Here is a 23,756-nt window from a genome sequence, read left to right on the forward strand (position 1 = left end):
GACATGCAGGTTCCGGCGGATAACCGCGAGCGGTTGTTCGCCCTACGGCCCGCAGTGACTTTGTGGGCGGCGCTGCCTGTCGGGTAGGGCGGATAACGCCAGCGGCGTTATCCGCCGATGCGCCGCCCCGCAAGGCGAACGCCAACCCAAAAAAGCCCGGCTATTGCCGGGCTTTTTCATGCGCGCGCGTCGGTGGCCGATCAGGCCTCCGGCTGTACCGGCACGTGGATCAGTTGCAGGCGCTCGCTGCTCCAGGCACGGGTGCTGTTGGTCAGCTCGATGTCGTTGTTCAGCTTGCGCCCGTAAGACGGCACGATTTCCTTCAGGCGTGCCTGCCACTCGGGAGTAGCGACCTTGTCCTTGAAGGCCTTCTCCAGCACCGACAGCATGATCGGCGCGGCGGTCGAGGCGCCCGGCGAGGCGCCGAGCAGGGCGGCGACGGAGCCGTCGGCGGCGGTCACCACTTCGGTGCCGAATTGCAGTACGCCGCCTTTCTCGGCGTCCTTCTTGATGATCTGCACGCGCTGGCCGGCCTGCACCAGCTTCCAGTCCTCGTCGCGGGCTTCCGGGAAGTACTCGCGCAGCGAGGCCATGCGGTCGTCCTGGCTGAGCATCAGCTGGCCGATCAGGTACTGGCTGAGATCGAAGTTGTCGATGCCGGCGTTGAACATCGGGCCGATGTTGCCGCTGGTCACCGAGCCCGGCAGGTCCCACAGCGAGCCGTTCTTCAGGAACTTGGTGGAGAAGGTGGCGAACGGACCGAACAGCAGAACCGGCTTGCCGTCGATCATGCGGGTGTCGAGGTGCGGCACCGACATCGGCGGCGAACCCACCGAAGCCTTTCCGTAGACCTTGGCCAGGTGGCGCTTGACCACGTCCGGGTTGGTGGTGGCGAGGAACGAACCGCCCACCGGGAAGCCGGCGTAGCCTTCGGCCTCGGGGATGCCGGACATCTGCAGCAGCTTCAGCGCGCCGCCGCCGGCGCCGATGAAGACGAACCTGGCCTTGACGCTGGTTTCCTTGTCGCCATTGGCCAGGTCGGCCATGGTCACGGTCCAGGTGTTGTCGTCGTTGCGCTTGAGGTCGCGGACCTCATGTTGCAGGCGCAGCTTGAAGGTGTCCTTGGCCGACAGCGAGCCCACCAGTTGGCGGGTGATCTCGCCGAAGTTGACGTCGGTGCCGATCGACATGCGCGTGGCGGCGATCTTCTGCCCCGGCTCGCGGCCTTCCATCACCAGCGGCACCCACTGCTTGATCTGCTCGGGGTCTTCCGAGTACTCCATGCCGCGGAACAGCGAGCTGTGCTGCAGGGCGGCGTGGCGCTTCTTGAGGAAGGCGACGTTGTCGTCGCCCCAGACGAAGCTCATGTGCGGGACGTTGTTGATGAACGACTTCGGATCGTTCAGCACCTTGCGGTCGACCTGGTAGGCCCAGAACTGCTTGGAGATCTCGAAGTTCTCGTTGATCGCCACCGCCTTGCTGATATCCATCGAGCCGTCCGCGGCCTCGCTGGTGTAGTTCAGTTCGCAGAACGCCGAGTGACCGGTGCCCGCGTTGTTCCAGCCGTTGGAGCTTTCTTCGGCGACCTTGTCCAGGCGCTCGACCATCTCGATGGTCCAGCCTGGTTCCAGTTCGTTCAGATAGGTACCCAGGGTGGCGCTCATGATGCCGCCACCGATCAGGAGCACGTCGACCGGTTTTTCCGATTCGACGCTGTTTTTGGAGCAACCCAGCACGCTGACGCACAAAAGCATCAATAAGATTTTTTTCATGGATTTACCGCTAGAAAACGTGGAGAAGCGTGGATACGCACGACATGGCAGGTATTCACCGGGTGAATGATACTGGAACTCACCCCCGATGTGAGTGCGTTCACATGCGGTGACATTTGCCTCGGCGTTCCGCCGAGAATACCTGCCTTCCCTTTCTTGAACGTTTCAGCCGCCGGGAAATAAATTCAGCGCCTGTATCGTTTCAGCGGGAACCCGGCGCGTGGATTTCCGCCGATTGGCGCATCCTGCGGATATACGCGTCGATTTCCCGCTCCGCGTCGAAACGGGTGAAATAGGGACCTTCCAGGGTCCCTTCGCGGGTGGAGAAGAAGTACTGCCCATTCACCGAACTTATGCGATCGCTGCGAAAGCGGGTGGCTGGGGTGGGATCGGTGGAACGTTTCCCCAACATGACGGCGACTCCTGGATAGCGGGCCAAGGTGTTTTCAGTGTAGGCGGGGGTTGGCCGGGCGGCAGGCCGGCGGACGAAAGGAGACGGATTTCCAGGCGAAGGGTTGGGTATTCTATTTTTTGTTATAAGAAAATCTGAATTTATTCTTTTTAACGTCAGCCGGCCTTGGGCATAGTGGGCTCCAACACGAACAAGGAGTGACCCCATGAGCCTCAGACTCGGCGACATCGCCCCCGATTTCGAACAGGACTCCAGCGAAGGGCGCATCCGCCTCCACGAGTGGCTGGGCGACAGCTGGGGCGTGCTGTTCTCCCACCCCGCCGACTTCACCCCGGTGTGCACCACCGAGCTGGGTTTCACCGCCAAGCTCAAGGACCAGTTCGCCCAGCGCGGGGTCAAGGTCCTGGCGCTGTCGGTGGATCCGGTGGAGTCGCACCTGAAGTGGATCGACGATATCAACGAGACCCAGGACACCCGGGTCAATTTCCCGATCATCGCCGACGCCGACCGCAAGGTTTCCGAACTCTACGACCTGATCCACCCGAACGCCAACGACACGCTGACCGTGCGTTCGCTGTTCATCATCGACCCGAACAAGAAGGTGCGCCTGATCATCACCTACCCGGCGAGCACCGGGCGCAATTTCAACGAGATCCTCCGGGTGATCGATTCGCTGCAACTGACCGACGAGCACAAGGTCGCCACGCCGGCCAACTGGGAGGACGGCGACGAGGTGGTAATCGTGCCTTCGCTGAAGGACGAGGAAGAGATCAAGCGGCGTTTCCCCAAAGGCTACCGCGCGGTGAAGCCCTACCTGCGCCTGACGCCCCAGCCCAACCGCTGAGGCCGGATTCGTCCCGCCTGCATGGGCAGGCACGGCAGGCGGGACCTTTTATTCGACGGTGCGTGCCGTCATGCAACGCTGTTTAGCCACGAGCAGGGTTTTTGGCCGGTTTCGACCGGCCCTCTTTTTTATGTGCGCCAGCGCGTCGCCGCGACGCTTTTTATCCGCCATCCATTTCCGAAACCGGCTCTGACTTGCCCGCCAGACGGGGAGAAGGCTCGCTCATCCACCTCCTTCCAGGAGCAGACGCATGATTGCCGCTCTCCGTCGCTGCCGGGCCTGGCTGGCCCTGCTCGCCGTTCTTGCCGTGTTTCCCGCGGCAGAGGCCGCCGCCCCCGCTGAAATCCGTCTCGACTATGCCTACTACGCCCCCACCAGCCTGGCGCTCAGGAAGTTCGGCTGGCTGGAGAAAAGCCTGGACGGCAGCGGCACCCGGGTGCGCTGGGTGTTCAGCCAGGGCAGCAACCGTTCCCTGGAGTACCTCAACGCCGGCAGCGTCGATTTCGCCTCGACCGCCGGCCTCGCCGCGGTACTCGCGCGGGCCAACGGCAGCCCGGTACGTACCGTATACGTCGCCAGCCGCCCGGAGTGGACCGCGCTGCTGGTGCGCAAGGATTCGCCGATCCGCAGCCTCGCCGAGCTCAAGGGGCGCAAGGTGGCTGCCACCAAGGGCACCGATCCCTACCTGTTCCTGCTCCGCAGCCTGCACAGCGTGGGCCTGGACAAGAACGACCTGCGTATCGTCCACCTGCAGCATCCTGACGGCCGGGTAGCCCTGGAGAAGGGCCAGGTCGACGCCTGGGCCGGACTCGATCCGCACATGGCGGCCAGCGAGTTGCAGGCCGGCTCGCGGCTGCTCTACCGCAACCTCGGCTTCAACAGCTACGGCGTGCTCAATGTCCGCGAGGATTTCGCCGAACGCCATCCGCAACTGATCCGCCAGGTGCTGGCGGCCTACGAGCAGGCGCGCCACTGGGTGATCGGGCATCCCGACGAGGCCGCGCAACTGCTTGCCGAGGAAGCCGGCCTGCCGCTGGAAGTGGCTCGCCTGCAACTGTCGCGCACCGATTTCAGCCAGCCGCTGCCGGGCGTCGAACAGGTCGCCGCGCTCAAGGCCGCGGCGCCGATCCTGGCGGACGAGCGCCTGGTGCGGCCGGGCGTGGACGTGCAGAAGGTGGTCGACGAACTGATCGCGCCTCAGTGGGCCGCCGAGGTCATCGGCGGTGTCCCGTTGGCGCGCACGGAGCCCTGAGCCATGGTCAGCCAGAGCCTGCGACTGGCCCGGCGAGTCTCGCGCCGGGCGTGGCGACTGCGCGTGCCGGGCGCCTGGCGGGCCTGGGCCTTGCCGCTGCTGGCACTATCGTCGTGGGAGGCGCTGGTGCGCCTGGGCTGGCTGCCGGCCTACCAGATGCCGGCGCCGAGCGGCATCCTGCTGACCCTGGTGGAACTGGCTCGCGGCGAGCTGTGGGGGCATGTCGGCGCGAGCCTGGCGCGGGTCGCCGCCGGCTTCGCGATCGGCAGCGGCCTGGCCCTGGTGGTCGGTACCTGGGTCGGTCTCAGTCGTCGCGCCGAAGCCTACCTGGAGCCGAGCTTCCAGGCCCTGCGGGCGATCCCCAGCCTGGCCTGGGTGCCCCTGCTGCTGCTCTGGTTCGGCATCGACGAGACGCCGAAGATCGTCCTCATCGCCCTCGGCGCCTTCTTCCCGGTCTACCTCGCGCTGGTCGCCGGGGTACGCGGGGTCGATCGCAAGTGGGTGGAACTGGGGCGGCTCTACCGTTTGTCGCGCTTCGCCCTGGTCCGCCGCATCCTCCTTCCGGCGGCGCTGCCGAACCTGTTCACCGGCCTGCGCGGGGCGCTCAGCCTGAGCTGGATGTTCCTCGTCGCGGCGGAGCTGATCGCCGCCACCCAGGGCCTCGGCTACCTGCTCAGTGACGGTCGGGAAACCTCGCGTCCGGACCTGGTGATCGCCGCGATCCTGGTCCTGGCGGCCCTCGGCAAGCTCAGCGATGGCCTGCTCCGCTCGCTGGAGCGCCGGGCCCTGCGCTGGCGCGACAGCTTCGACGGGGAGGGCGGCGCATGAGCGGCCTGCTCGACCTGCTGGAGATTCGCAAGGCCTATGGCGATAAGCGGGTGCTGGAGGGCGTGGCGCTGTCGCTGGCGCCCGGCGAGGTGGTCAGCCTGCTCGGCCCCAGTGGTTGCGGCAAGAGCACCCTGCTGCGGATCGCCGCCGGACTGGACGATGACTTCCAGGGCACTGTCGAACGCAACCCGATCCTCGGCTTCGGCCCGGACGGCGAGAACGGCCGCAGCGGCGGAATCGGCGTGGTGTTCCAGGAGCCGCGCCTGTTGCCCTGGCTGACGGTGGCGCAGAACGTCGGTTTCGCCGACGGCTGGCTGGAGGACGAGCACTGGGTCGAGCGCCTGCTCGCCGATGTCGGACTGGCCGGCTGCGGAGGATTGCTGCCCAAGCAACTGTCCGGCGGCATGGCGCAGCGCGCGGCGATCGCCCGCGGTCTCTACGGACGGCCGCAGGTGCTGTTGCTCGACGAGCCGTTCAGCGCGGTCGACGCCTTCACCCGCATGCGCCTCCAGGACCTGCTGCAGGACGTGGTGCAGAACTACGAGATCAGCGTCCTGCTGGTCACCCACGATCTCGACGAGGCGTTCTATCTCGCCGACCGCGTGCTGCTGATGGGCGGCCGTCCCGGACACATCCGCCGCGAGTTCCACGTACCGCTGGCGCGTCCCCGCGATCGCCGGGCGGTGGAGCTGGCCTACTTGCGCGGCGAGGCCCTGACCGAAATGCAGCGGGCGCACGTGCTCTGAGGCAAGACCCCGAACCGGGTTCTTATATGCTTTATGGAATAAATAAATGAATAAAAAACATTTATTGGAATATGAGGCCGCCTGTTAAGGTCTATGCAACTTGGTTAGCAAGCCAAACGAATATTCTGTTTTCCGGTTATAAGGAATCCCCCCATGCTCGTCGTTTCCATCGCCGGAAGTCCCAGCGTACGCTCCCGCTCCGGGGTGTTGCTGGAGCGTGCCAGGGACTGGCTGAGCCGTCGCGGCGTCGAGGTGGCCAGCCACCAGGTGCTGGATTTTCCCGCCGAGGACCTGCTGCGTGCCCGCCTCGACAGTCCGCCGGTACTGGCGCTGGCCGAGCAGATCGGCCGCGCCGACGGCCTGCTGGTCGCCACCCCGGTGTACAAGGCCTCGTTTTCCGGCGCGCTGAAGGTCCTGCTCGACCTGTTGCCCGAGCGCGCCCTGGAGCACAAGGTGGTGCTGCCGTTCGCTACCGGTGGCAGCAGCGCGCACATGCTGGCCGTGGACTATGCATTGAAGCCGGTCCTGGCCGCGCTCAAGGCCCAGGAGGTACTGCATGGCGTATTCGCCGTGGACAAGCAGATCGCCTACGCCACCGAGAGCGACCCGGCGCGCCTGGAACCGGTCCTCGAGCAGCGCCTGGAAAACGCCCTGGAAACCTTCCACCTGGCCCTCTCGCGACGGCCGCAGCCGATCGACCCGCAGTTGCTCAACGAGCGCCTGGTGAACGCCCGCTGGAGCATCTGATCCGTCCGCCGCCAGCGCACGCGCGCCGCGGCCCGATTGCACAACGCACACACGACGACCTCACTGTTCCGTCAACGGCGCGGCAGGTTCGGCACCCACAACGACAAAGGAGAGCGCCATGCGCACCATCGCTTTGCGTCGTGGACTGGCGGCCCTGCTGGTGGCGGCCCTGTCCTACGGCGTTCAGGCCGACGAGAAGTCGGCCAACACCCTGCGGATCGGCTACCAGAAATACGGCACCCTGGTCCTGCTCAAGGCCCGCGGCACCCTGGAGAAACGTCTCGCCGAAGACGGCGTGAAGGTGCAATGGACCGAGTTTCCCGGTGGCCCGCAACTGCTCGAGGGACTCAATGTCGGCAGCATCGACTTCGGCGTGACCGGCGAAACCCCGCCGGTATTCGCCCAGGCCGCCGGCGCCGACCTGCTCTACGTGGCCTACGAACCGCCGGCGCCGACCAGCGAGGCGATCCTCCTGCCGAAGGACTCGCCGATTCGGTCGGTGGCCGAGCTGAAGGGCAGGAAAGTCGCCCTGAACAAGGGCTCCAACGTGCATTACCTGTTGGTCCGCGCCCTCGAGCAGGCCGGCCTGAAGTACAGCGACATCCAACCCGTCTACCTGCCGCCGGCCGACGCCCGCGCCGCCTTCGAGCGTCACAGCGTCGACGCCTGGGTGATCTGGGACCCCTACCAGGCCGCCGCCGAGAAGCAGTTGTCCGCGCGGGTCCTGGTGGATGGTCGCGAGCTGGTCGACAACCACCAGTTCTACCTCGCCACCCGGACTTACGCGCAACGGCATCCGCAGGTGCTCGACAAGCTGGTGGACGAGATCCGCGAGGTCGGTGACTGGTCGCGGGCCAACCCGCAGCAGGTGACCGAGCAGGTCGCGCCGCTGCTCGGGCTGCCCGCCGACATCACCCTTACCGCGGTGAAGCGCCAGGGCTACGGCGCGCAGTTGATCACCCCGGCGGTGGTCGAGGCGCAGCAGAAGATCGCCGACACCTTCACCCAGCTGAAGCTGATTCCCAAACCGCTGAGCATCAAGGACGTGATCTGGACGCCACCGGCCGGCAAGGTCGCCAGCGCACCCTGAGCCCGTACCGCCCACATACCGACACGATCATCGCGCGGCTACGCCACGCCGGCGCGCTCACCCTGGAGTCAATTGCGATGAGCCTCGAGATTTTCTGGTTCCTTCCCACCCACGGCGACGGCCACTACCTGGGCACCACCCAGGGCGCCCGTGCCGTCGACCACGGCTACCTGCAGCAGATCGCCCAGGCCGCCGACCGCCTGGGCTTCGGCGGCGTACTGATCCCCACCGGACGTTCCTGCGAGGACTCCTGGCTGGTCGCCGCCTCGCTGATCCCGGTAACCCAGCGCCTGAAGTTCCTCGTCGCGCTGCGTCCCGGGATCATTTCGCCGACCGTCGCCGCGCGCCAGGCGGCGACCCTGGACCGGCTGTCCAACGGCCGCGCGCTGTTCAACCTGGTCACCGGCGGCGATCCCGACGAACTGGCTGGCGACGGCCTGCACCTGAGCCACGCCGAACGCTACGAGGCGTCGGTCGAATTCACCCGCATCTGGCGTCGTGTGCTGGAGGGCGAGACCGTCGACTACGCCGGCAAGCACATCCAGGTGAAGGGCGCCAAACTGCTCTATCCGCCGTTGCAGCAGCCGCGTCCGCCGCTGTACTTCGGCGGCTCCTCGGAGGCCGCCCAGGACCTCGCCGCCGAGCAGGTCGAGTTGTACCTGACCTGGGGCGAGCCGCCGGCGGCGGTTGCCGAGAAGATCGCCCAGGTACGCGAGAAGGCCGCCCGCCAGGGCCGCCAGGTGCGCTTCGGGATCCGCCTGCACGTGATCGTCCGCGAGACCAGCGAGGAAGCCTGGCAGGCCGCCGATCGCCTGATCGCGCACCTCGACGACGACACCATCGCCCGCGCCCAGGCCTCCCTGGCGCGCTTCGACTCGGTCGGCCAGCAACGCATGGCCGCGCTGCACGGCGGTTCGCGCGACAACCTGGAAGTCAGCCCCAATCTCTGGGCCGGCGTCGGCCTGGTGCGCGGCGGCGCCGGCACCGCGCTGGTCGGCGACGGGCCGACGGTGGCGGCGCGGGTCAGGGAGTACGCCGAGCTGGGCATCGATACCTTCATCTTCTCCGGCTATCCGCACCTGGAAGAGTCCTACCGGGTCGCCGAACTGCTGTTCCCGCACCTCGACGTGCAGCGCCCGGCGCAGCCCGAGGGACGCGGCTATGTCAGCCCGTTCGGCGAGATGGTGGCCAACGACATCCTGCCCCGGCAGGCCGCGCAGAGTTGAGAGCGGTCGGAGCGAACGACATGAGCATTTCCAAACGACTGGCCGAGCGCCTGGCGCCCTGGGCGCTGCCGCTGGTCCTGCTGGCGGTGTGGCAGGCGGCGGTTGAGTTCGGCTGGCTGTCCAGCCGCATCCTCCCCGCGCCCAGCGCCGTACTCGAGGCCGGCTGGGCGCTGCTGCGCAGCGGCGAGATCTGGCAGCACCTGGCGATCAGCGGCTGGCGCGCGGCGATCGGCTTTCTCATCGGCGGCGCCATCGGCCTGGTGCTGGGCTTCGTCACCGGCCTGTCGAAGTGGGGCGAACGCTTCCTCGACAGTTCGGTGCAGATGATCCGCAACGTGCCGCACCTGGCGCTGATCCCGCTGGTGATCCTGTGGTTCGGCATCGACGAGTCGGCGAAGATCTTCCTGGTCGCCCTCGGCACGCTGTTCCCGATCTACCTGAACACCTACCACGGCATCCGCGGCATCGACCCCGGCCTGCTGGAGATGGCGCGCAGCTACGGGTTGTCCGGCTTCGCCCTGTTCCGCCAGGTGATCCTGCCCGGCGCGCTGCCGTCGATCCTGGTCGGGGTGCGCTTCGCCCTCGGCTTCATGTGGTTGACCCTGATCGTCGCCGAGACCATTTCCGCCAGCTCCGGCATCGGTTACCTGGCGATGAACGCCCGCGAGTTCCTGCAGACCGACGTGGTGGTCCTGGCGATCCTGCTCTATGCCGTCCTTGGCAAGCTCGCCGACCTCGCCGCCCGCGGCCTGGAACGCGTCTGGCTACGCTGGCACCCGGCCTACCAGGTCAAGGGAGGTGGCGCATGAATGCCCACAACGCCGCCCTTGGCGGCACTCCGCAGCGCCTCAAGCGCGGTATCCCGCTGGCCCTGCGCGGAGTGGCGCGGCGCTTCGGCGAGCGCGAGGTGCTCAAGGACATCGACCTGCTGGTTCCGGCCGGGCAGTTCGTCGCTATCGTTGGCCGCAGCGGCTGCGGCAAGAGCACCTTGCTGCGCCTGCTGGCCGGCCTCGACCAGCCCAGCCGCGGCGAGTTGCTGGCCGGCTCGGCGGCGCTGGCCGAGGCCCGCGAGGACACCCGGCTGATGTTCCAGGACTCGCGCCTGCTGCCGTGGAAGCGGGTGATCGACAACGTCGGCCTCGGCCTGCGCGGCGACTGGCGGGCGAAGGCCCTGCAGGCGCTGCGGGCGGTCGGCCTGGCCGAGCGTGCCAACGAGTGGCCGGCGGCCCTGTCCGGCGGGCAGAAGCAGCGCGTCGCGCTGGCTCGCGCGCTGATCCACGAGCCGCGCCTGCTGTTGCTCGACGAGCCGCTCGGCGCGCTCGATGCGCTGACCCGGATCGAGATGCAGCAACTGATCGAAGGACTCTGGCGCGAACACGGTTTCACCGTCCTGCTGGTCACCCACGACGTCAGCGAGGCGGTGGCGGTGGCCGACCGGGTGATCCTCATCGAGGACGGCGAGATCGGCCTCGACCTGCCGGTGGAACTGCCCCGGCCGCGCTCGCGTGGCTCGGCGCGACTGGCCGCGCTGGAAGCCGAAGTGCTCAACCGGGTGCTGGCGCAGCCGGAGCTGCCGCCGCAACCCGAGCCCGTTTCACCCCTGCCCACGCAACTGCGCTGGGCGCTCTAACCAACCATGCCTCGTTCCGAATCCCCCCAGGAGAAACGCCATGACCATCAAAGCCATCAACGTTCGTAACCAGTTCAAGGGCACCGTGAAGGAAATCATCGAAGGGCCGGTGCTCTCCGAGATCGACGTGCAGACCGCCGCCGGGATCGTCACTTCGGTGATCACCACGCGTTCGGTGAAGGAACTGGAGCTGGCCATCGGTAGCGAAGTGATCGCCTTCGTCAAGTCCACCGAGGTATCCATCGCCAAGCTGTGACGCTGGCTGCGCCGCGCTTGCGGTGGCGAGAAGGGCGGGGACCCCGATGGGGCCCCGCCTTTTTTCGTCGCGTATCGGCAAGGCCGGCCGGTGGCGACGGCTGGCGTGGGTCGCTATGGAGCGGTCGGTAGGGCGAATAACCGCTCGCGGTCATCCGCCGTGGGGGCGACCGGGACTTCTCAGCCCCGGCGCGACAGGGGCTGGCGCTCGAAATGCACGCCGGCCAGGCCGGTCTGTTGCAGGGCGCGGATGTTGGCGTGGTCGTCGCCTTCCGGGTTGTCGCGCACCGCACGGTAGTGCTCGCCGAAGGCCAGCAGGGTTTCCTCGAGGCTGAGGCCTTCGAGGATGGCGAAGCCCAGGGTCTTGCAGGAACCTTCGTTCTGCCCGGCCGGGTTGCTCACGCTGCCGTTGTCGAAGGCGCTCGGCGTGTAGCTGTAGTGCTCGGCGATGAACGCCAGGGTGTCGGTGAACAGGTGGTGTTCGCTGCGCAGACGCGCGCGGAAGTCGGTCAGGGTCATCGAAACAGGCTCATGGTGTCTGGGGCAGGGTTGGCAAGGGGCCCGGTGGCCTCAGGCGTTGCCCTGGCTCTTGGCGAAGGCGGCCTGTTGTTCCGGGCTCGCTTCTTTCTGGTACTTGGCTTTCCACTCGGCATAGGGCATGCCGTAGATCTCTTCGCGGGCCTGGTCATTGCTGACTTCCACCCCGAGGTCGTCGGCGGCGGCCTTGTACCACTTGGACAGGCAGTTGCGGCAGAAACCGGCGAGGTTCATCAGGTCGATGTTCTGCACGTCCTTGCGGGTCTGCAAATGATGGACCAGGGTGCGGAAGGCGGCGGCTTCGAGTTCCAGGCGTTGCTGTTCGGTGAGGTTGGCTGCGGTCATGGCGGTGTTTCTCGACGATGGCTCGGGGCAGGGTGAAGGCACAGGGCCAGGTCCGGCGATGATAAGAGTTGGCGCGGCCGGCGGGCAACGCTTGTGCGCGTCTTCGCGCGGTTCGCTCGTCGGCCGCCTCAGCGGTGGCCGGCGAGGGTGATCGAGACCGACTCGGCGAAGCGCAGCGCGTGCGGCTTGTCCACTTCCACCTCGGCGTAGCGCACCGCCGGGTTCTCCATCACCAGGTCGAGGATTTCCTGGGTCATCCGTTCGAGCAGGGCGAAGCGGTTCTCCTCGACGTGGCGGATGATCGCCTTGGTGATGGTGCGGTAGTTCAGCGCGTGCTCGATGTCGTTGACCTCCACGGCGTCCGCGGCCGGGTAGAGGATGGTCAGGTTGATCAGCACGTCCTGCTTGTTGAGGATTTCCTCCTCCTTGATCCCGATGAAGGTGCGCAGGCGCAGGTCCTTGACGCGGATTCGCGCCATTCCCGGTTCCAGTCGCGGCATGTCACTTGCTCCTTCCGATCAATTGCAGAAATTCCTGGCGGGTGGTGTTCGAGTCGCGGAACGCGCCGAGCATCACCGAGGTGAACATCTGCGAGTTCTGCTTCTCCACCCCGCGCATCATCATGCACATGTGCTGGGCCTCGATCACTACCGCCACGCCGGCGGCGCTGGTCACCTGGCGGACCGCCTCGGCGATCTGCCGGGTGAGGTTCTCCTGGATCTGCAGGCGGCGGGCGAACATGTCGACGATCCGCGCCACCTTCGACAGGCCGAGCACCTTGCCGGTGGGAATGTACGCCACATGAGCCTTGCCGATGAAGGGCAGGAGGTGGTGTTCGCACAGGGAGTACAGCTCGATGTCGCGGACGATGACCATTTCATCGTTGTCCGAGGCGAACAGCGCGCCGTTGACGATTTCCTCCAGGGTCTGGCCATAGCCGTGGCAGAGGTACTGCATGGCCTTGGCCGCGCGCTTCGGGGTGTCGAGCAGGCCTTCGCGCTGCGGGTCTTCGCCGAGACCGACGAGGATCTCCCGGTAATGCTGGGAAAGTGCTGGGTTCATAAGGGGTCCTTGGCGCCTCACTTGACGTGGCGGCCGCCGTTCACGGTCAGGGTGGTCCCGGTGACGTAGGGGTTGTCCAACAGGTAGCGAAGGCTCTGGTAGATGACTTCCGGCCCCGGTTCGATGCCGAGGGCGGATTTCGCCAGGGTGCGGGCGCGGTATTCGGCGTCGTCCCCGTCGTTGAACATCACCAGTGCCGGTGAAATGGCGTTGACCTTGATCCTCGGCGCGAAGCGCGCGGCGAACGACAGGGTCAGGTTGTCCAGCCCGGCCTTGCTCGCGCAGTAGGCGATACGCCGGGCGCTGCCCTTGCGCGCCACGTCGTCGGTGAGGTGGACGATGTCGGCAGGCTGCGAGCGTTCCAGCAGCTCGGCGCAGTGCAGGTTGATCAGGTAGGGCGCGAGCATGTGCACGCTGAACAGTTGCTGGAACGCCTCGGCTTCGTGGCCGGGCGTCTCGGCGACCCAGTCCGAGGCGTTGTGGACGATCGCTCGCAGGCTGTCGGTATGCTGTCGGAGGGCCCCGATGAAGGCGAAGATGCCGGCCTCGCTGGCGAAGTCGGCGTGCAGGGTCAGCGCGCCGGCCTGGCGCAGTTCGTCCAGCGCCGGGCGTTCGCTGCGGTAGCTGACGATCACCGACTCGCCGTCGGCCAGCAGGCGGCGGGCGCAATGCAGGCCGACACGCTGGCTGGCGCCGGTGATCAGGATCGGGGCTGTCGCCATGGGACTCTCACAGCAGGCGAAGGGAATCGGATGGATGCAGGGTACCCGACTGAGCCAGTCGGGCAAAGCCTTGCGCTACGGCCCACCCCGCCGGGGTGGGCGGCAAGCCGTCAGTGCGCTTCCGGCAGGCTGGCGGCGCGCTGCGGGCGGCGGTGCAGCCAGGGGGCGAGCAGGCGGCTGGAGAGAGGGATGAACCAGTAGGTCATCAACGGGGTGAGGACCAGGGTGCTGAGCAGCACCCGCGCGGCCAGCGACAGCTCGCCGAGGTAGGGGCCGGCGCCGAGGTTGAAGGCCAGCGAGACCGGGAAGAACGCCAGCCAGATCGCCACGCTCTGCTTCCAGCGCGGCGGTTTGCGGTTGTCGTCGAACCAGGCGGCGAGTCCGTGGGCGCGGCGCTCGCGCGGTTCGTCGAAGAGTCCCTGGCCGCGTTCGAGCCAGGCCTGGCGCGAGGCGGAGTGGGCCCAGGCGGCGAGGGTGGCGTCGTCGGCGAAGCGAAAGATCATCTGGAATTCGTCTCCGCCGGCGGGCGGCGCCAGCGCCCCGGAGCCGAGGTAGCCGGGGAAGTCGGCGGCGAGGGCTTCGCCTTCGCGCTGCCAGGCGAGGAAGTCGCGGTAACGGCCGGCGGCGACGCGGCGGGCCACCAGCAGGGTAACGGGAGCGGTAGACATCGTGTATCTCCTGGAACGGTTGAGCGCGCTTCGTGGGCGCCCTCGGACAACGGCGCAGCGCCGGGGGTGGTGGGCTGCGTCGGAGGACAGGCAAGGATCGTTCCCGCCGTGGTGGCGAAGGTTCGCTGCCGTGTCTACGGCAGCGCGATGACATCCCGATGACAGGGCGCGCACCGAAATGGTGCTTTTGCGGCCTGTCTGCATTGATTCGGTGCGTCCCGCTCGGCGTACGCATGCGGCATAATGCCCGGCTTACCCCTGTTGGCTTACGGAGTGTTCATGAAAGTCGCCATTCTCTCCGGCTCGGTCTACGGCACCGCCGAAGAAGTCGCCCGGCACGCCCAGAAATTGCTGTCCGCGGCCGGCCTCGAGGCCTCCCATCTGCCCCGCGCCAGCCTCGACGAACTCAAGGCCTTCGCCCCCGAGGCATTCCTGGTGGTGACCTCGACCACCGGCATGGGCGAACTGCCGGACAACCTGCAACCGCTGTACTACGCGATCCGCGACCAACTGCCGGCCTGGCACGGCCTGCCGGGCGGGGTCATCGGCCTGGGCGATTCGAGCTACGGCGACACGTTCTGCGGTGGCGGCGAGCAGGTTCGCGAACTGTTCGGCGAACTGGGCGTGCGCGAAGTGCTGCCGATGCTGCGCCTGGATGCCAGCGAAACCGTTACCCCCGAGACCGACGCCGAGCCTTGGCTGGCCGAGTTCGCCGCCGCCCTCAAGGGCTGATCCCGGGCGTACCCCGCCGAGGCGGCGGATAACCGCGTGGCGGTTATTCGCCCTACGCCGGGCTTTCCTCCAGCGGCCGCTCGCGCAGCAGCTCCAGCCAGGCCTGCGCCGCCCGCGACAGGTAGCCGCCCCGGCGCCAGATGAAGGCGATGTCCCAGCGCAGGTCCGGCTCCCTGAGCAGGACCCGCACCACTCCCGGGCGTTCGATCTCGCGAGCGATCACCCGTGGTAGCAGCACCACTCCCTGGTTGGCCGCCACCAGCGCGCCGAGGAAGTCGGCCTGGCCGCTGCGGCCGCCTTCGCGCGGGCTGAAGCCGGCCTCCAGGCAGGCGCGCAGCAGGCGGTCGTTGAGGGTGAAGCTCTGCTGGTAGAGCAGGAACGGGCTGTCCGCCAGTTCGCCGAGGGCGACGCTGGCGGCAGCGGCCTTGGGATGCCCGGCCGGCAGCAGCACGTCCAGCGGTTCGTTGCAGAACGGCTGGTAGTCGAAGCCGTCGTCCGCCGGGGTGAGGCTGCCGGCCAGTTCCAGCTCGCCGGCCAGCACCGCCTGCTCCATGGTCTTGCTGCCGCCTTCCACCAGGTGCACGGCGATGTTCGGATAGCGCCGCCGGTATTCGGCGAAGCGTTGGGCGAACAGCGCGTCGGCGCCGAGCAGCGGCAGGCCCAGGCGCAGTTCGCCGCGGTTGAGCTGGCTGAGGTCGTCCAGTTCGCTGAGCAGGTCGCGGCGCAGCCGCAGCATCTCCTCGGCGCGGCGAAACACCACGGCGCCGGCGTCGGTCAGGCGCACGTGCGGCCCGTTGCGTTCCAATACCTGCACGCCAAGGCTCTGCTCCAGTTGGGCGACCTGCTTGCTGATGGTCGACTGGCTGGCGTGGCGGACCTGAGCCGCCTGGGTGAAGCTGCCCTGGCGGACCACTTCGACGAAGCTGCGGAGTTGACGGAATTCCATTCTGGAATGGCTCTCATGCGGACAATTCGCTTTGGGGATGATAGGCCGGGCCTTATCCTTTCTCCATCCCCGATTTCCCAGCCAAGGCCTTTCCCATGTTGCCCCCGCTCGTCCGCCGTCTGTCCCGCCTTGCCGCCGAACTGGCGGTACTCATCGCCTTCTGGTGGGCCGGCGGCTGGCTGGCGAAGGCCATCGGCCTGCCGCTGCCGGGCGGGGTGGTCGGCCTGGCGGCACTGTTGCTGCTGTTCGCCAGCGGCCTGCTGCGTCCGGCCTGGCTGCAGGCCGGCGCCGGCCTGTTGCTGGCGGAGATGTTGCTGTTCTTCATCCCGGCGCTGATGAGCCTGCTCGACTACGGCGCGCTGCTACGCAGCGAGGGCTGGCGCATCCTCCTGGTGATCATGCTCAGCACCCTGCTGGTGATGCTGGTCACCGCGGTGTCGGTGGAGTGGATGTGCCGCTGGAGGGCGCGCCATGAGTCTCGATAAGCAAGCCCTGTTCTGGTTGGCGGCGACCGTCGGCGGCTACCTGCTGAGCCGCCAGCTGTACCGCCGGGTGAAGTGGTACTGGCTGTCGCCCATCGTGTTCGTCCCGGTGCTGCTCTATGCCCTGGCGATTCCCACCCATACCCGCTACGCCGACTACGCTCGCGACACCAATTGGCTGGTGGCGCTGCTCGGTCCGGCGACGGTGGCCTTCGCCATCCCGATCTGGCAGCAGCGCGAGCTGCTGATGCGCCACTGGCCGGCGCTGCTGGCCGGGATGTTCGCCGGCACCGCGGTGGCCATCGGCAGCTCCTGGGCGCTGGCCCAGGCCCTGGCGCTGGACGGCCAGGTCACGCTGTCGTTGCTGCCGCGCTCGATCACCACGCCGTTCGCCATGGAGATGTCCCACGACCTGGGCGGCGTGCCGGAACTGACCGCCGCCTTCGTGATGATCACCGGGGTGTTCGGCGCGGTGATCGGCGGCACCCTGCTGCGCGTCCTGCGCTTGCGCACGCCGCTGGCCCGCGGCGCGCTGTTCGGCGTCGGCGCGCACGGCGCCGGCACCAGTCGGGCCTACGAGTTCGGCGGCGAGGAAGGTTCGGCGGCCGGTCTGCTGATGGTTCTCACCGGGCTGTTCAACCTGCTGGTCGCGCCCCTGGTCGCCCACTGCCTGTAGCCTGCGCGCATAGGCCGGCTGAATCCTCCGCCATTCAGCCGGCGCGCGAGTGTAAGCCCGGCGACAGTCGCCGGAGGAGGGCGGGGCTAGACTGCGGGCATCCGATAACGACAAAAGAGGATGCCGCCGTGACCGCCGTTCACTCCCTGCCCGCCGATGTGCAAGCCCAGGTCTCCGCCGCCGAATGGCAGACCCGTGTCGATCTCGCTGCCTGCTACCGGCTGGTCGCCCTGCACGGTTGGGACGACCTGATCTTCACCCACATCTCGGCCAAGGTGCCGGGCACCGAGGACTTCCTGATCAACCCGTTCGGCCTGATGTTCCACGAGATCACCGCCTCCAGCCTGGTGAAGGTGGATGCCAGCGGCAAGAAGCTGATGGACAGCCCCTACGAGATCAACCCGGCCGGCTACACCATCCATAGCGCGGTGCACGAGGTCCGCCACGACGTCGAGTGCGTGCTGCACACCCATACCGCCGCGGGGATCGCGGTGTCCTGCCAGAAGCAGGGCCTGTTGCCGCTGTCGCAGCAATCGTTGTTCGTGCTCTCCAGCCTGTCCTACCACGCCTACGAGGGCGTCGCCCTGAACCATGAGGAAAAGGCCCGCCTGCAGGCCGACCTGGGGGCCAGCAATTTCCTGATCCTGCCCAACCACGGCCTGCTCACCTGCGGCGGTTCCATCGCCGATACCTTCCTCATGATGTTCACCCTGCAACGCGCCTGCGAGGTACAGGTGATGGCGCAGAGCGGCGGCGCCGAGCTGATCCACATCCCGGGGCAGATCCTCGCCGGCGCGCGCGACATGATCGCCGGGGTGATGCGCAGCAAGACCGGCATGGGCGGCCAGCTCGCCTGGCCGGCGCTGCTGCGCAAGCTCGACCAGCAGAACCCGGGCTACCGCCAGTGACCGCGGCGCTGCCCGGCATTCCACTGGAGGCCTGGCGGAGGCGGGGCCGCACCCTGGATTTCAAGGGCTTCCCGATCCGCTACTGGGAAGCCGGGCAGGGTCGGCCGTTGCTGCTGATCCACGGTTTTCCCAGCGCCGCCTGGGACTGGCACTACCTCTGGGAGCCGCTGGCGCAGCGCTACCGCGTGCTGGTCTGCGACCTGCTCGGCTTCGGCGATTCGGCCAAGCCGCGCGCCCATCGCTACAGCCTGCTGGAGCAGGCCGACCTGCAACAGGCGCTGCTCGGCCGCCTGGGAATCGACGAGCCGCTGCACGTGCTGGCCCACGACTACGGCGACAGCGTCGCCCAGGAACTGCTCGCCCGCCATCACGAAGGCCGGCTGCGGCTCGCCTCCTGCGTGTTCCTCAATGGTGGACTGTTCCCGGAAACGCACCGCCCGGTGCTCAGCCAGAAGCTGTTGCTGAGCCCGTTGGGCGGGCTGTTCGGCCGGCTGTTCGACCGCCGCGCCCTGGCGCGCAACTTCGCCAAGGTCTTCGGCCCGCGCAGCCAGCCCGGCGAGACCGAGCTGGATGCCTTCTGGAGCCTGATCGAAAGCAACCAGGGGCAGCGGGTGATGCATCGCCTGATCCGCTACATCGTCGACCGCCGCGAGCAGCGTGAGCGCTGGGTGGCGGCGTTGCAGCACGGCGGGGTGCCGTTGCGGGTGATCGACGGCGCCGTCGACCCGATCTCCGGGGCGCACATGGTCGAGCGCTACCGGCAACTGGTCGCCGATGCCGACTGCGTGCTGCTCGATGGCATCGGCCATTATCCGCAGATCGAAGCGCCGGCGGCGGTGCTCGAACATTACCTGGCGTTTCGCGCCCGACTGGATGATTCAGAGTTTTCTTAAGCGAGTTTGAGATTGCAGCAAGTGCCATCGCGCAAGGATCGGGGCTAGGGTGCTGGCGCCTCGCTGGACGAGGCGTTTCGTCACCCATGGAGGTCTCCATGCACGATCCCGTTTCTCCCTTGCGCGTGTTCGACGAGGGCTCCTGGTTGTTCCGCCAGATGGTGCAGGCGCAACCGTTCATCCGCCAGTCCGGGATGGTCCTCGCCGAACTCGGCCTGCTGCTGGCGCTCGGGCTCGGCTACCTGTGCTGGCAGGAAGGCAGTCGCTGGTACGCCGTCGGCGCCGGCCTCGCGTTGCTCGGCAGCCTGCTGCTGGTGGTGGTCCGGCACAACTACGACTGGTGGCTGTTCAAGCTCGGCCCGCGTGGCCGGCTGTACATTCCGTTCGACTGAAGCGGAACATCCCGCTGCCTTATCGGGCGCCATTCATGGCGGCGCGAAGCCTTGTCCCCGCCGGCGGGCTGGCCGACACTCGGGCAATCCTTCCTACTGTCCTGGAGTCCCGAACATGAGCGATGCCCTGCGTTTCGACGACCAAGTCGTGATCGTCACCGGAGCCGGCGGCGGCCTTGGCCGCGCCCACGCCCTGCTGTTCGCGAAGCATGGCGCCCAGGTGGTGGTCAACGACCTCGGCGGCAGCACCCATGGCGAAGGCGCCAGTGCCTCGGCGGCGGACAAGGTGGTGGCGGAGATCCGTGCCGCCGGCGGCACCGCGGTGGCCAACCACGACTCGGTCACGGACGGCGGCAGGATCGTGGAGAACGCGCTGGACGCCTTCGGTCGCGTCGACGTGGTGGTCAACAATGCCGGCATCCTGCGTGACAAGACCTTCCACAAGATGGAGGACGCCGACTGGGACCTGGTCTACCAGGTGCATGTCGAAGGCGCCTACAAGGTCACTCGCGCCGCCTGGCCGCACTTGCGCGAGCAGGCCTACGGGCGGGTGGTGTTCACCTCCTCGACCTCGGGCATCTACGGCAACTTCGGCCAGAGCAACTACGGCATGGCCAAGCTCGGCCTCTACGGCCTGACCCGCACCCTGGCCCTGGAAGGGCGCAAGAACAATATCCTGGTCAACGCCATCGCCCCCACCGGCGGTACGCGGATGACCGAGGGGCTGATCCCGCCGCAGGTCTTCGAGCAGCTCAAGCCGGAGCTGGTCAGCCCGCTGGTGGTCTACCTCGGCAGTTCGGCCTGCGAGGATACCTCGGGGCTCTATGAGGTCGGCGGTGGCTGGATCGGCAAGGTACGCTGGGAACGCAGCCTGGGCTTCGGCTTCGATCCGAAGGCCGGCTTCGACGCCGAGGACGTGGCCGCGCACTGGCAGCAGATCTGCGACTTCGAGAACGCCGCGCACCCGGCGGACAACGTCGAGGCGCTCCGTGAAATGATGGCCAACCTGCAGAAGCACGCGCTCTGAGACGCCCGGCGGATGCGGCGCGGCCGCGGGAAAAGGACTAAGGTGAAGACCGGCTGACGCCGGTCTTCTGCCATCCGGCCGGTGTCTTTTTTCGCTTTTTCCGCAGGGAGTCTGTCATGAGTGTCATCGTCGAACGCAACGGCCCGGTCACCACCCTGGTCATCGCTCGCCCGGAGCGGCGCAATGCGGTGGACCGGCCGACCGCCCAGGCCCTGGCCGACGCCCTGCGCGAGTTCGAAGCGGACGATACGGCGCGGGTCGCGGTACTCACCGGCAGCGGCGGCAATTTCTGCGCCGGCGCCGACCTGGCGGCGGTGGCCGAGGATGGCGAGCGGCGCAATCGCCTGGAGGCGGAGGGCGACGGACCGATGGGGCCGAGCCGCATGCAGCTCGGCAAGCCGCTGATCGCCGCCATCGAAGGCTATGCGGTGGCCGGCGGGCTGGAGCTGGCGCTGCTCGCCGACCTGCGGGTGATGGCCGAGGACGCTATCTGCGGAGTGTTCTGCCGGCGTTTCGGGGTGCCGCTGATCGATGGCGGCAGCGTGCGCCTGCCACGGATCGTCGGGCAGGGCCGGGCGCTCGACCTGATCCTCACCGGGCGTCCGGTGAAGGCCGACGAAGCGTTGCAGATCGGCCTGGCCAACCGGGTGGTGCCGAGCGGTTCGGCGAGAGCCGAGGCCGAGGAGCTGGCGGCGGAACTCGCCGCCTTCCCGCAGACCTGCATGCTCGCCGATCGCGCCAGCGTATACGCGCAGTGGGAACTGTCCTTCGACGTGGCCCTGGCCAACGAATTCCAGGGCGGGCTGGCGGTGATCGAGAGCGGCGAGACCCTGGAGGGCGCGCAGCGCTTCAAGGACGGCGAGGGGCGCCACGGGCGCTTCGAGTGACGCCGTCGCGCCGCCCGGGCTAGCGGTGGATGATCACGTAGCTCTTGCGCACGGTTTCCTGCACATCCCACACGCCAAGACTGTTCTCCGGCAGCAGCAGGGCATCGCCGGCCTCGATGCGGATGGTCTCGCCGCCGTCCGGGGTGAAGGTGCAGCGGCCTTGCAGGAAGTGGCAGAACTCCTGCTCGACGATCTGCCGCCGCCAGCGTCCGGGGGTGCATTCCCAGATGCCGGTTTCCACCTGGTCGGTGCGCTCCACGGCGTAGGCGCGGGTCTGCGCGACCGGCTCGCCAAGGGGCACCGCGACCGGGCTGGCGGCGCCAAGATCGGCGCCGGCGGTATTTTTCAGAAGGGTCAGGGCCATGCGGTTTTTCCTCTGTGGGAGGTGGAGGGGATTCTCAGCGCATCAGGCTTTCCATGCCGGCCGCGAGGGTTTGCGCCAGGCTGCGGCGCCAGGGCGCGCTGTGCGGGTCGGCAAGGACCCGGTCCTCATGGACGAAACTGCGGATGATCGCGTTGTAGCCGAGCCAGCGGTAGGGTTCCGGTTCCCAGCGGGCCAGGCTGTCCAGCGGACGCTCGCCCAGCACCCAGGGCTGCCGCAGCAGCTCGCTGTCCTCACCGAGGATCAGCGCGGCCAGGGTGCGGCCGCCGAGGTTGCTGGCGCCGACCCCTTCGCCGCCGTAGCCGCCGGAGAGGGCGATGCCACTGGCGCGGTCGAGCAACATGTGCGGGCGGAAGCGCCGGGCCATGCCGAGGTTGCCGCCCCAGGTGTGGCTGATCCTGGCGTCCTTGAGCAGCGGGAAGAGTTCGCCGAACAGGTAGCGACGCAGGCCGACTTCCTCGTCGTCGAGGCTGAAGTCGCTGCGCAGCTTGCCGCCGAAGCGGTAGCCGCCCCGCGCGCCGAAGGCCAGGCGGTCGTCGGCGGTGCGCTGGCCATAGGTGACCTGGCGGCTGAATTCGCTGAAGGCCTGGCCGCGCTCCAGGCCGATCTCCGCCCAGACCGACGACGGCAGCGGCTCGGTGGCCACCAGCAGACTCTGCACCGGCAACTGGTAGTGGCCCAGCGGCGGCAGGCTGGCGGCGTAGCCTTCCACTGCCGGTACGATCCATTCGGCGCGCAGTTCGCCGCGCTCGGTGCGCAGCAGGCCGCGTTGCCAGTGCAGCACCCGGCTCTTCTCGAACAGCCGCACGCCCAGGCGCTCCACCGCGCGGGCCAGGCCGCGCGCGAGCCTGGCCGGCTGGATGGTGGCGCAGTGCGGCGAATGGATCGCCCCGTAGCTGCCGGGGATGCGCAACTGCTGGTCGAGTTCCTGCGGTGTCAGCCAGCGGTAGTCGCTTTCGTCCAGGCCTTCGGCATAGAGATCATGCAGATAGGCGCGCAGGCGGCGTTCCTGTTCCGGGTAGCGCGCCGCGCAGTAGAGCACGCCGCCCTTGCGGTAGTCGCAGTCGATGCCTTCCTCTTGCAGCACCCGCGCGACTTCGTCGGGAATCCCGTGCAGCAGGTCGTAGCCGGCCCGGCGCCGCTCCGGCGGCAAGCCGGCGAGCAGGCCGTCCTCGCCGAGCAGGTTGCCCATCAGCCAGCCGCCGTTGCGCCCCGAGGCGCCGAAGCCGGCGGTTTCTGCCTCGACGATGGCGACGCGCAACTGCGGCGCCCGGCGCTTCAGGTAATAGGCGGTCCAGAGGCCGGTGTAGCCGGCGCCGACGATGGCCACGTCGACCTCGAGGGATTCTTCCAGGGACGGGCGCGCTTCGAGCGGATCGTCCAGTTGATTCATCCACAGGCTGAGGTGGCGCCAGGCCGACATAGAGGGCTCCATAGCGAGAGGGAAGGGGGAATGCGGCGAGAGTAGGAAGATGCCGTGCGCCTGTCGTGCGCGCGGGTCCGCTGGGAAATCTCAGCGGCGCGACGACAGGCGCTTCAGGTATTCGCGCGGAGACTGGCCGGTGTGCTGGCGGAAGCAGCGGTAGAAGGCCGACAGCGAATTGAAGCCGGCGGCGAAGGCCAGTTCGTCGACCCGTCCGGGCAGCTCGCCGGAAAGCTGGCCGAGCAGGTGTTGCAGGCGGGTCTGGTTGACGTACTGGTAGAAGCTCAGGCCGAGCACCTGGTTGAGCAGGTAGGAAATCTGGTTGCGCGTATAGCCGGTGGCATTGGCCACCTGGGTCAGGTCCAGGTCCGGATCGAGATAGGGCTGGGCCTGCTGGAAGTAGTGCTCCAGGTCGCGTGCCAGCAGGCTCAGCTGCTTGGCCGAAAGCCCCAGGCGGCTGGCCGGCGGCCGGCCGTCGCCGCCGGCCTGGGCTCCGCCGCCGCTTTCGTGGACCAGCGAGGCGTATTCGTTGATGCGCCAGATCAGGCCGTCGCGCACGGTGATCGCCTCGCTGGCGCGGAACGAAGCCAGGCGGCCGCTGAGGGTCACCCGCAGGCGGTACTGGATGAAGGCGGTATCGCCGTCGAAGCGGATACGGTCGGTGTGCTCCAGCGACTCGTCGGGGCCCTTGGGCATGGTCGCCTCGACGTACTCGCGGAGATCGGCCAGGCGCATCCGGCGGTTCTGGAAGAAGTCGTTGTATTCGACCTCGGGATGATAGAGCGCCATCACCGCGTCGATGTCGCGGTGCTTCCAGCTGAGGTGATAACGCATGACCGTCTCGCGGGTGGCGTCGGCGAGATCGCGGTCGG

30 protein-coding genes are annotated in these 23,756 nt (G+C 67.7%); 18 read left to right on the forward strand and 12 right to left on the reverse strand.

The genetic code is table 11. From position 1 onward, the window contains the following. Positions 1–200: 200 nt before the first annotated feature. Together ACYAF3_RS18935 and ACYAF3_RS18940 are read right to left on the reverse strand one after the other, a co-directional pair. Positions 201–1,772: a malate:quinone oxidoreductase gene (locus ACYAF3_RS18935; protein ID WP_003102300.1), complete on the reverse strand. Its 1,572-nt coding sequence runs from the start codon at positions 1,770–1,772 to the stop codon at positions 201–203. 202 nt (positions 1,773–1,974) lie between these two features. Then, entirely contained in the window at positions 1,975–2,184 is a 210-nt protein-coding gene (locus ACYAF3_RS18940) for a DUF6316 family protein (protein ID WP_003102301.1), read from the reverse strand. A 205-nt stretch (positions 2,185–2,389) separates the two neighbouring features. Between ACYAF3_RS18940 and ACYAF3_RS18945 the strand changes: the two genes are divergently transcribed. The 10 genes from ACYAF3_RS18945 (at position 2,390) to ACYAF3_RS18990 (ending at position 10,803) form a co-directional block, all read left to right on the forward strand. Continuing rightward, complete coding sequence (locus tag ACYAF3_RS18945; protein ID WP_003102302.1) at positions 2,390–3,028, forward strand: peroxiredoxin; 639 nt, start codon at positions 2,390–2,392, stop codon at positions 3,026–3,028. Between the two features lie 250 nt (positions 3,029–3,278). Then, positions 3,279–4,280, forward strand: coding sequence for an aliphatic sulfonate ABC transporter substrate-binding protein (locus ACYAF3_RS18950; protein ID WP_003102303.1), 1,002 nt, complete (start codon positions 3,279–3,281; stop codon positions 4,278–4,280). A 3-nt stretch (positions 4,281–4,283) separates the two neighbouring features. Beyond that, positions 4,284–5,108 (forward strand): ABC transporter permease, encoded by an 825-nt coding sequence (locus ACYAF3_RS18955; RefSeq protein WP_003102304.1) that lies wholly within the window; start codon positions 4,284–4,286, stop codon positions 5,106–5,108. Beyond that, positions 5,105–5,854 carry an ABC transporter ATP-binding protein gene (locus ACYAF3_RS18960; RefSeq protein WP_003102306.1) on the forward strand — a complete coding sequence of 250 codons (750 nt, stop codon included), beginning with the start codon at positions 5,105–5,107 and terminating at the stop codon, positions 5,852–5,854. The genes ACYAF3_RS18955 and ACYAF3_RS18960 overlap by 4 nt, the downstream gene beginning before the upstream one ends. Before the next feature lie 153 nt (positions 5,855–6,007). After that, positions 6,008–6,601, forward strand: coding sequence for an NADPH-dependent FMN reductase (gene ssuE / locus ACYAF3_RS18965; RefSeq protein ID WP_003091915.1), 594 nt, complete (start codon positions 6,008–6,010; stop codon positions 6,599–6,601). Between the two features lie 118 nt (positions 6,602–6,719). Next, on the forward strand, positions 6,720–7,691 hold the full coding sequence (locus tag ACYAF3_RS18970) for a sulfonate ABC transporter substrate-binding protein (protein WP_003091913.1): 972 nt from the start codon (positions 6,720–6,722) through the stop codon (positions 7,689–7,691). A gap of 77 nt (positions 7,692–7,768) precedes the next feature. Then, positions 7,769–8,917, forward strand: coding sequence for an FMNH2-dependent alkanesulfonate monooxygenase (gene ssuD / locus ACYAF3_RS18975; protein ID WP_003091910.1), 1,149 nt, complete (start codon positions 7,769–7,771; stop codon positions 8,915–8,917). Positions 8,918–8,937: 20 nt separating this feature from the next. Further along, on the forward strand, positions 8,938–9,726 hold the full coding sequence (gene ssuC / locus ACYAF3_RS18980) for an aliphatic sulfonate ABC transporter permease SsuC (protein ID WP_003102309.1): 789 nt from the start codon (positions 8,938–8,940) through the stop codon (positions 9,724–9,726). Further along, complete coding sequence (ssuB, locus tag ACYAF3_RS18985) at positions 9,723–10,547, forward strand: aliphatic sulfonates ABC transporter ATP-binding protein (RefSeq protein WP_003102311.1); 825 nt, start codon at positions 9,723–9,725, stop codon at positions 10,545–10,547. The genes ssuC and ssuB overlap by 4 nt, the downstream gene beginning before the upstream one ends. Before the next feature lie 40 nt (positions 10,548–10,587). After that, positions 10,588–10,803, forward strand: coding sequence for a TOBE domain-containing protein (locus tag ACYAF3_RS18990; RefSeq protein ID WP_003091900.1), 216 nt, complete (start codon positions 10,588–10,590; stop codon positions 10,801–10,803). A gap of 179 nt (positions 10,804–10,982) precedes the next feature. On the opposite strand, the gene ACYAF3_RS18995 is transcribed toward ACYAF3_RS18990, so the two are convergent. The 6 genes from ACYAF3_RS18995 to ACYAF3_RS19020 form a co-directional block, all read right to left on the reverse strand. Beyond that, positions 10,983–11,321: a HopJ type III effector protein gene (locus ACYAF3_RS18995; protein ID WP_003091899.1), complete on the reverse strand. Its 339-nt coding sequence runs from the start codon at positions 11,319–11,321 to the stop codon at positions 10,983–10,985. A 51-nt stretch (positions 11,322–11,372) separates the two neighbouring features. Beyond that, complete coding sequence (locus tag ACYAF3_RS19000; protein WP_003091898.1) at positions 11,373–11,684, reverse strand: DUF1244 domain-containing protein; 312 nt, start codon at positions 11,682–11,684, stop codon at positions 11,373–11,375. Positions 11,685–11,812: 128 nt separating this feature from the next. After that, on the reverse strand, positions 11,813–12,184 hold the full coding sequence (folX, locus tag ACYAF3_RS19005; protein WP_003091897.1) for a dihydroneopterin triphosphate 2'-epimerase: 372 nt from the start codon (positions 12,182–12,184) through the stop codon (positions 11,813–11,815). Position 12,185: 1 nt separating this feature from the next. Beyond that, positions 12,186–12,746, reverse strand: a complete 561-nt coding sequence (gene folE, locus ACYAF3_RS19010) for a GTP cyclohydrolase I FolE (protein ID WP_003091896.1) — start codon at positions 12,744–12,746, stop codon at positions 12,186–12,188. A gap of 17 nt (positions 12,747–12,763) precedes the next feature. Next, positions 12,764–13,468: a dihydromonapterin reductase gene (gene folM, locus ACYAF3_RS19015; RefSeq protein ID WP_003091895.1), complete on the reverse strand. Its 705-nt coding sequence runs from the start codon at positions 13,466–13,468 to the stop codon at positions 12,764–12,766. Positions 13,469–13,578: 110 nt separating this feature from the next. Then, complete coding sequence (locus ACYAF3_RS19020) at positions 13,579–14,136, reverse strand: putative antibiotic biosynthesis monooxygenase (RefSeq protein ID WP_003102317.1); 558 nt, start codon at positions 14,134–14,136, stop codon at positions 13,579–13,581. Positions 14,137–14,415: 279 nt separating this feature from the next. On the opposite strand from ACYAF3_RS19020, the gene ACYAF3_RS19025 reads away from it, so the two are divergent. After that, positions 14,416–14,868: a flavodoxin gene (locus tag ACYAF3_RS19025; protein ID WP_003102319.1), complete on the forward strand. Its 453-nt coding sequence runs from the start codon at positions 14,416–14,418 to the stop codon at positions 14,866–14,868. Positions 14,869–14,920: 52 nt separating this feature from the next. Here the strand turns inward: ACYAF3_RS19025 and ACYAF3_RS19030 are convergent, their stop codons facing one another. Further along, positions 14,921–15,814 carry a LysR family transcriptional regulator gene (locus ACYAF3_RS19030; RefSeq protein WP_019726574.1) on the reverse strand — a complete coding sequence of 298 codons (894 nt, stop codon included), beginning with the start codon at positions 15,812–15,814 and terminating at the stop codon, positions 14,921–14,923. A gap of 95 nt (positions 15,815–15,909) precedes the next feature. Here ACYAF3_RS19030 and ACYAF3_RS19035 point away from each other — a divergent pair, with 95 nt between their 5' ends. The 7 genes from ACYAF3_RS19035 (at position 15,910) to ACYAF3_RS19065 (ending at position 21,079) form a co-directional block, all read left to right on the forward strand. Continuing rightward, positions 15,910–16,299, forward strand: a complete 390-nt coding sequence (locus ACYAF3_RS19035; protein ID WP_003091885.1) for a CidA/LrgA family protein — start codon at positions 15,910–15,912, stop codon at positions 16,297–16,299. Then, a complete protein-coding gene (locus ACYAF3_RS19040) occupies positions 16,286–16,972 on the forward strand; it encodes an LrgB family protein (RefSeq protein ID WP_003102323.1) in 687 nt (228 codons plus the stop codon). The genes ACYAF3_RS19035 and ACYAF3_RS19040 overlap by 14 nt, the downstream gene beginning before the upstream one ends. A gap of 128 nt (positions 16,973–17,100) precedes the next feature. After that, positions 17,101–17,880: a class II aldolase/adducin family protein gene (locus tag ACYAF3_RS19045; RefSeq protein ID WP_003114490.1), complete on the forward strand. Its 780-nt coding sequence runs from the start codon at positions 17,101–17,103 to the stop codon at positions 17,878–17,880. Further along, a complete protein-coding gene (locus ACYAF3_RS19050; protein ID WP_003102328.1) occupies positions 17,877–18,773 on the forward strand; it encodes an alpha/beta fold hydrolase in 897 nt (298 codons plus the stop codon). The genes ACYAF3_RS19045 and ACYAF3_RS19050 overlap by 4 nt, the downstream gene beginning before the upstream one ends. A 98-nt stretch (positions 18,774–18,871) precedes the next feature. Beyond that, positions 18,872–19,165: a hypothetical protein gene (locus ACYAF3_RS19055; RefSeq protein ID WP_003111018.1), complete on the forward strand. Its 294-nt coding sequence runs from the start codon at positions 18,872–18,874 to the stop codon at positions 19,163–19,165. A gap of 115 nt (positions 19,166–19,280) precedes the next feature. Next, on the forward strand, positions 19,281–20,192 hold the full coding sequence (locus ACYAF3_RS19060; protein ID WP_003102332.1) for an SDR family oxidoreductase: 912 nt from the start codon (positions 19,281–19,283) through the stop codon (positions 20,190–20,192). Positions 20,193–20,308: 116 nt separating this feature from the next. After that, entirely contained in the window at positions 20,309–21,079 is a 771-nt protein-coding gene (locus tag ACYAF3_RS19065) for a crotonase/enoyl-CoA hydratase family protein (RefSeq protein ID WP_003091874.1), read from the forward strand. A gap of 19 nt (positions 21,080–21,098) precedes the next feature. Here the strand turns inward: ACYAF3_RS19065 and ACYAF3_RS19070 are convergent, their stop codons facing one another. The 3 genes from ACYAF3_RS19070 to ACYAF3_RS19080 all read right to left on the reverse strand — a co-directional run bounded on the left by ACYAF3_RS19070 (position 21,099) and on the right by ACYAF3_RS19080 (position 23,718). Continuing rightward, positions 21,099–21,443, reverse strand: coding sequence for a cupin domain-containing protein (locus ACYAF3_RS19070; protein ID WP_003091873.1), 345 nt, complete (start codon positions 21,441–21,443; stop codon positions 21,099–21,101). Positions 21,444–21,477: 34 nt separating this feature from the next. Next, positions 21,478–22,884, reverse strand: a complete 1,407-nt coding sequence (locus ACYAF3_RS19075; protein WP_023128686.1) for an NAD(P)/FAD-dependent oxidoreductase — start codon at positions 22,882–22,884, stop codon at positions 21,478–21,480. A gap of 90 nt (positions 22,885–22,974) precedes the next feature. Continuing rightward, positions 22,975–23,718, reverse strand: a complete 744-nt coding sequence (locus tag ACYAF3_RS19080; protein ID WP_003119583.1) for an AraC family transcriptional regulator — start codon at positions 23,716–23,718, stop codon at positions 22,975–22,977. Between the last annotated feature and the right edge of the window lie 38 nt (positions 23,719–23,756).

The sequence above is a fragment of the Pseudomonas sp. TZ252 genome, from assembly GCF_056110345.1.

What these genes read in the sequence shown, in the direction of transcription:
- ACYAF3_RS18945 (WP_003102302.1), top strand. Translation starts at nt 2,390, where the DNA reads ATGAGCCTCAGACTCGGCGACATCGCCCCCGATTTCGAACAGGACTCC.
- ssuD (WP_003091910.1), top strand. Translation starts at nt 7,769, where the DNA reads ATGAGCCTCGAGATTTTCTGGTTCCTTCCCACCCACGGCGACGGCCAC.
- ACYAF3_RS18970 (WP_003091913.1), top strand. Translation starts at nt 6,720, where the DNA reads ATGCGCACCATCGCTTTGCGTCGTGGACTGGCGGCCCTGCTGGTGGCG.
- ACYAF3_RS18950 (WP_003102303.1), top strand. Translation starts at nt 3,279, where the DNA reads ATGATTGCCGCTCTCCGTCGCTGCCGGGCCTGGCTGGCCCTGCTCGCC.
- ACYAF3_RS18935 (WP_003102300.1), bottom strand. Translation starts at nt 1,772, where the DNA reads ATGAAAAAAATCTTATTGATGCTTTTGTGCGTCAGCGTGCTGGGTTGC.
- ACYAF3_RS19080 (WP_003119583.1), bottom strand. Translation starts at nt 23,718, where the DNA reads ATGCGTTATCACCTCAGCTGGAAGCACCGCGACATCGACGCGGTGATG.
- ACYAF3_RS18990 (WP_003091900.1), top strand. Translation starts at nt 10,588, where the DNA reads ATGACCATCAAAGCCATCAACGTTCGTAACCAGTTCAAGGGCACCGTG.
- ACYAF3_RS19030 (WP_019726574.1), bottom strand. Translation starts at nt 15,814, where the DNA reads ATGGAATTCCGTCAACTCCGCAGCTTCGTCGAAGTGGTCCGCCAGGGC.
- folM (WP_003091895.1), bottom strand. Translation starts at nt 13,468, where the DNA reads ATGGCGACAGCCCCGATCCTGATCACCGGCGCCAGCCAGCGTGTCGGC.
- ACYAF3_RS19035 (WP_003091885.1), top strand. Translation starts at nt 15,910, where the DNA reads ATGTTGCCCCCGCTCGTCCGCCGTCTGTCCCGCCTTGCCGCCGAACTG.
- ACYAF3_RS18955 (WP_003102304.1), top strand. Translation starts at nt 4,284, where the DNA reads ATGGTCAGCCAGAGCCTGCGACTGGCCCGGCGAGTCTCGCGCCGGGCG.
- ssuB (WP_003102311.1), top strand. Translation starts at nt 9,723, where the DNA reads ATGAATGCCCACAACGCCGCCCTTGGCGGCACTCCGCAGCGCCTCAAG.
- ACYAF3_RS19075 (WP_023128686.1), bottom strand. Translation starts at nt 22,884, where the DNA reads ATGTCGGCCTGGCGCCACCTCAGCCTGTGGATGAATCAACTGGACGAT.
- ssuC (WP_003102309.1), top strand. Translation starts at nt 8,938, where the DNA reads ATGAGCATTTCCAAACGACTGGCCGAGCGCCTGGCGCCCTGGGCGCTG.
- folX (WP_003091897.1), bottom strand. Translation starts at nt 12,184, where the DNA reads ATGCCGCGACTGGAACCGGGAATGGCGCGAATCCGCGTCAAGGACCTG.
- ACYAF3_RS19000 (WP_003091898.1), bottom strand. Translation starts at nt 11,684, where the DNA reads ATGACCGCAGCCAACCTCACCGAACAGCAACGCCTGGAACTCGAAGCC.
- ssuE (WP_003091915.1), top strand. Translation starts at nt 6,008, where the DNA reads ATGCTCGTCGTTTCCATCGCCGGAAGTCCCAGCGTACGCTCCCGCTCC.
- ACYAF3_RS19040 (WP_003102323.1), top strand. Translation starts at nt 16,286, where the DNA reads ATGAGTCTCGATAAGCAAGCCCTGTTCTGGTTGGCGGCGACCGTCGGC.
- ACYAF3_RS19070 (WP_003091873.1), bottom strand. Translation starts at nt 21,443, where the DNA reads ATGGCCCTGACCCTTCTGAAAAATACCGCCGGCGCCGATCTTGGCGCC.
- ACYAF3_RS18960 (WP_003102306.1), top strand. Translation starts at nt 5,105, where the DNA reads ATGAGCGGCCTGCTCGACCTGCTGGAGATTCGCAAGGCCTATGGCGAT.
- ACYAF3_RS19065 (WP_003091874.1), top strand. Translation starts at nt 20,309, where the DNA reads ATGAGTGTCATCGTCGAACGCAACGGCCCGGTCACCACCCTGGTCATC.
- ACYAF3_RS18995 (WP_003091899.1), bottom strand. Translation starts at nt 11,321, where the DNA reads ATGACCCTGACCGACTTCCGCGCGCGTCTGCGCAGCGAACACCACCTG.
- ACYAF3_RS19060 (WP_003102332.1), top strand. Translation starts at nt 19,281, where the DNA reads ATGAGCGATGCCCTGCGTTTCGACGACCAAGTCGTGATCGTCACCGGA.
- ACYAF3_RS19055 (WP_003111018.1), top strand. Translation starts at nt 18,872, where the DNA reads ATGCACGATCCCGTTTCTCCCTTGCGCGTGTTCGACGAGGGCTCCTGG.
- folE (WP_003091896.1), bottom strand. Translation starts at nt 12,746, where the DNA reads ATGAACCCAGCACTTTCCCAGCATTACCGGGAGATCCTCGTCGGTCTC.
- ACYAF3_RS18940 (WP_003102301.1), bottom strand. Translation starts at nt 2,184, where the DNA reads ATGTTGGGGAAACGTTCCACCGATCCCACCCCAGCCACCCGCTTTCGC.
- ACYAF3_RS19025 (WP_003102319.1), top strand. Translation starts at nt 14,416, where the DNA reads ATGAAAGTCGCCATTCTCTCCGGCTCGGTCTACGGCACCGCCGAAGAA.
- ACYAF3_RS19020 (WP_003102317.1), bottom strand. Translation starts at nt 14,136, where the DNA reads ATGTCTACCGCTCCCGTTACCCTGCTGGTGGCCCGCCGCGTCGCCGCC.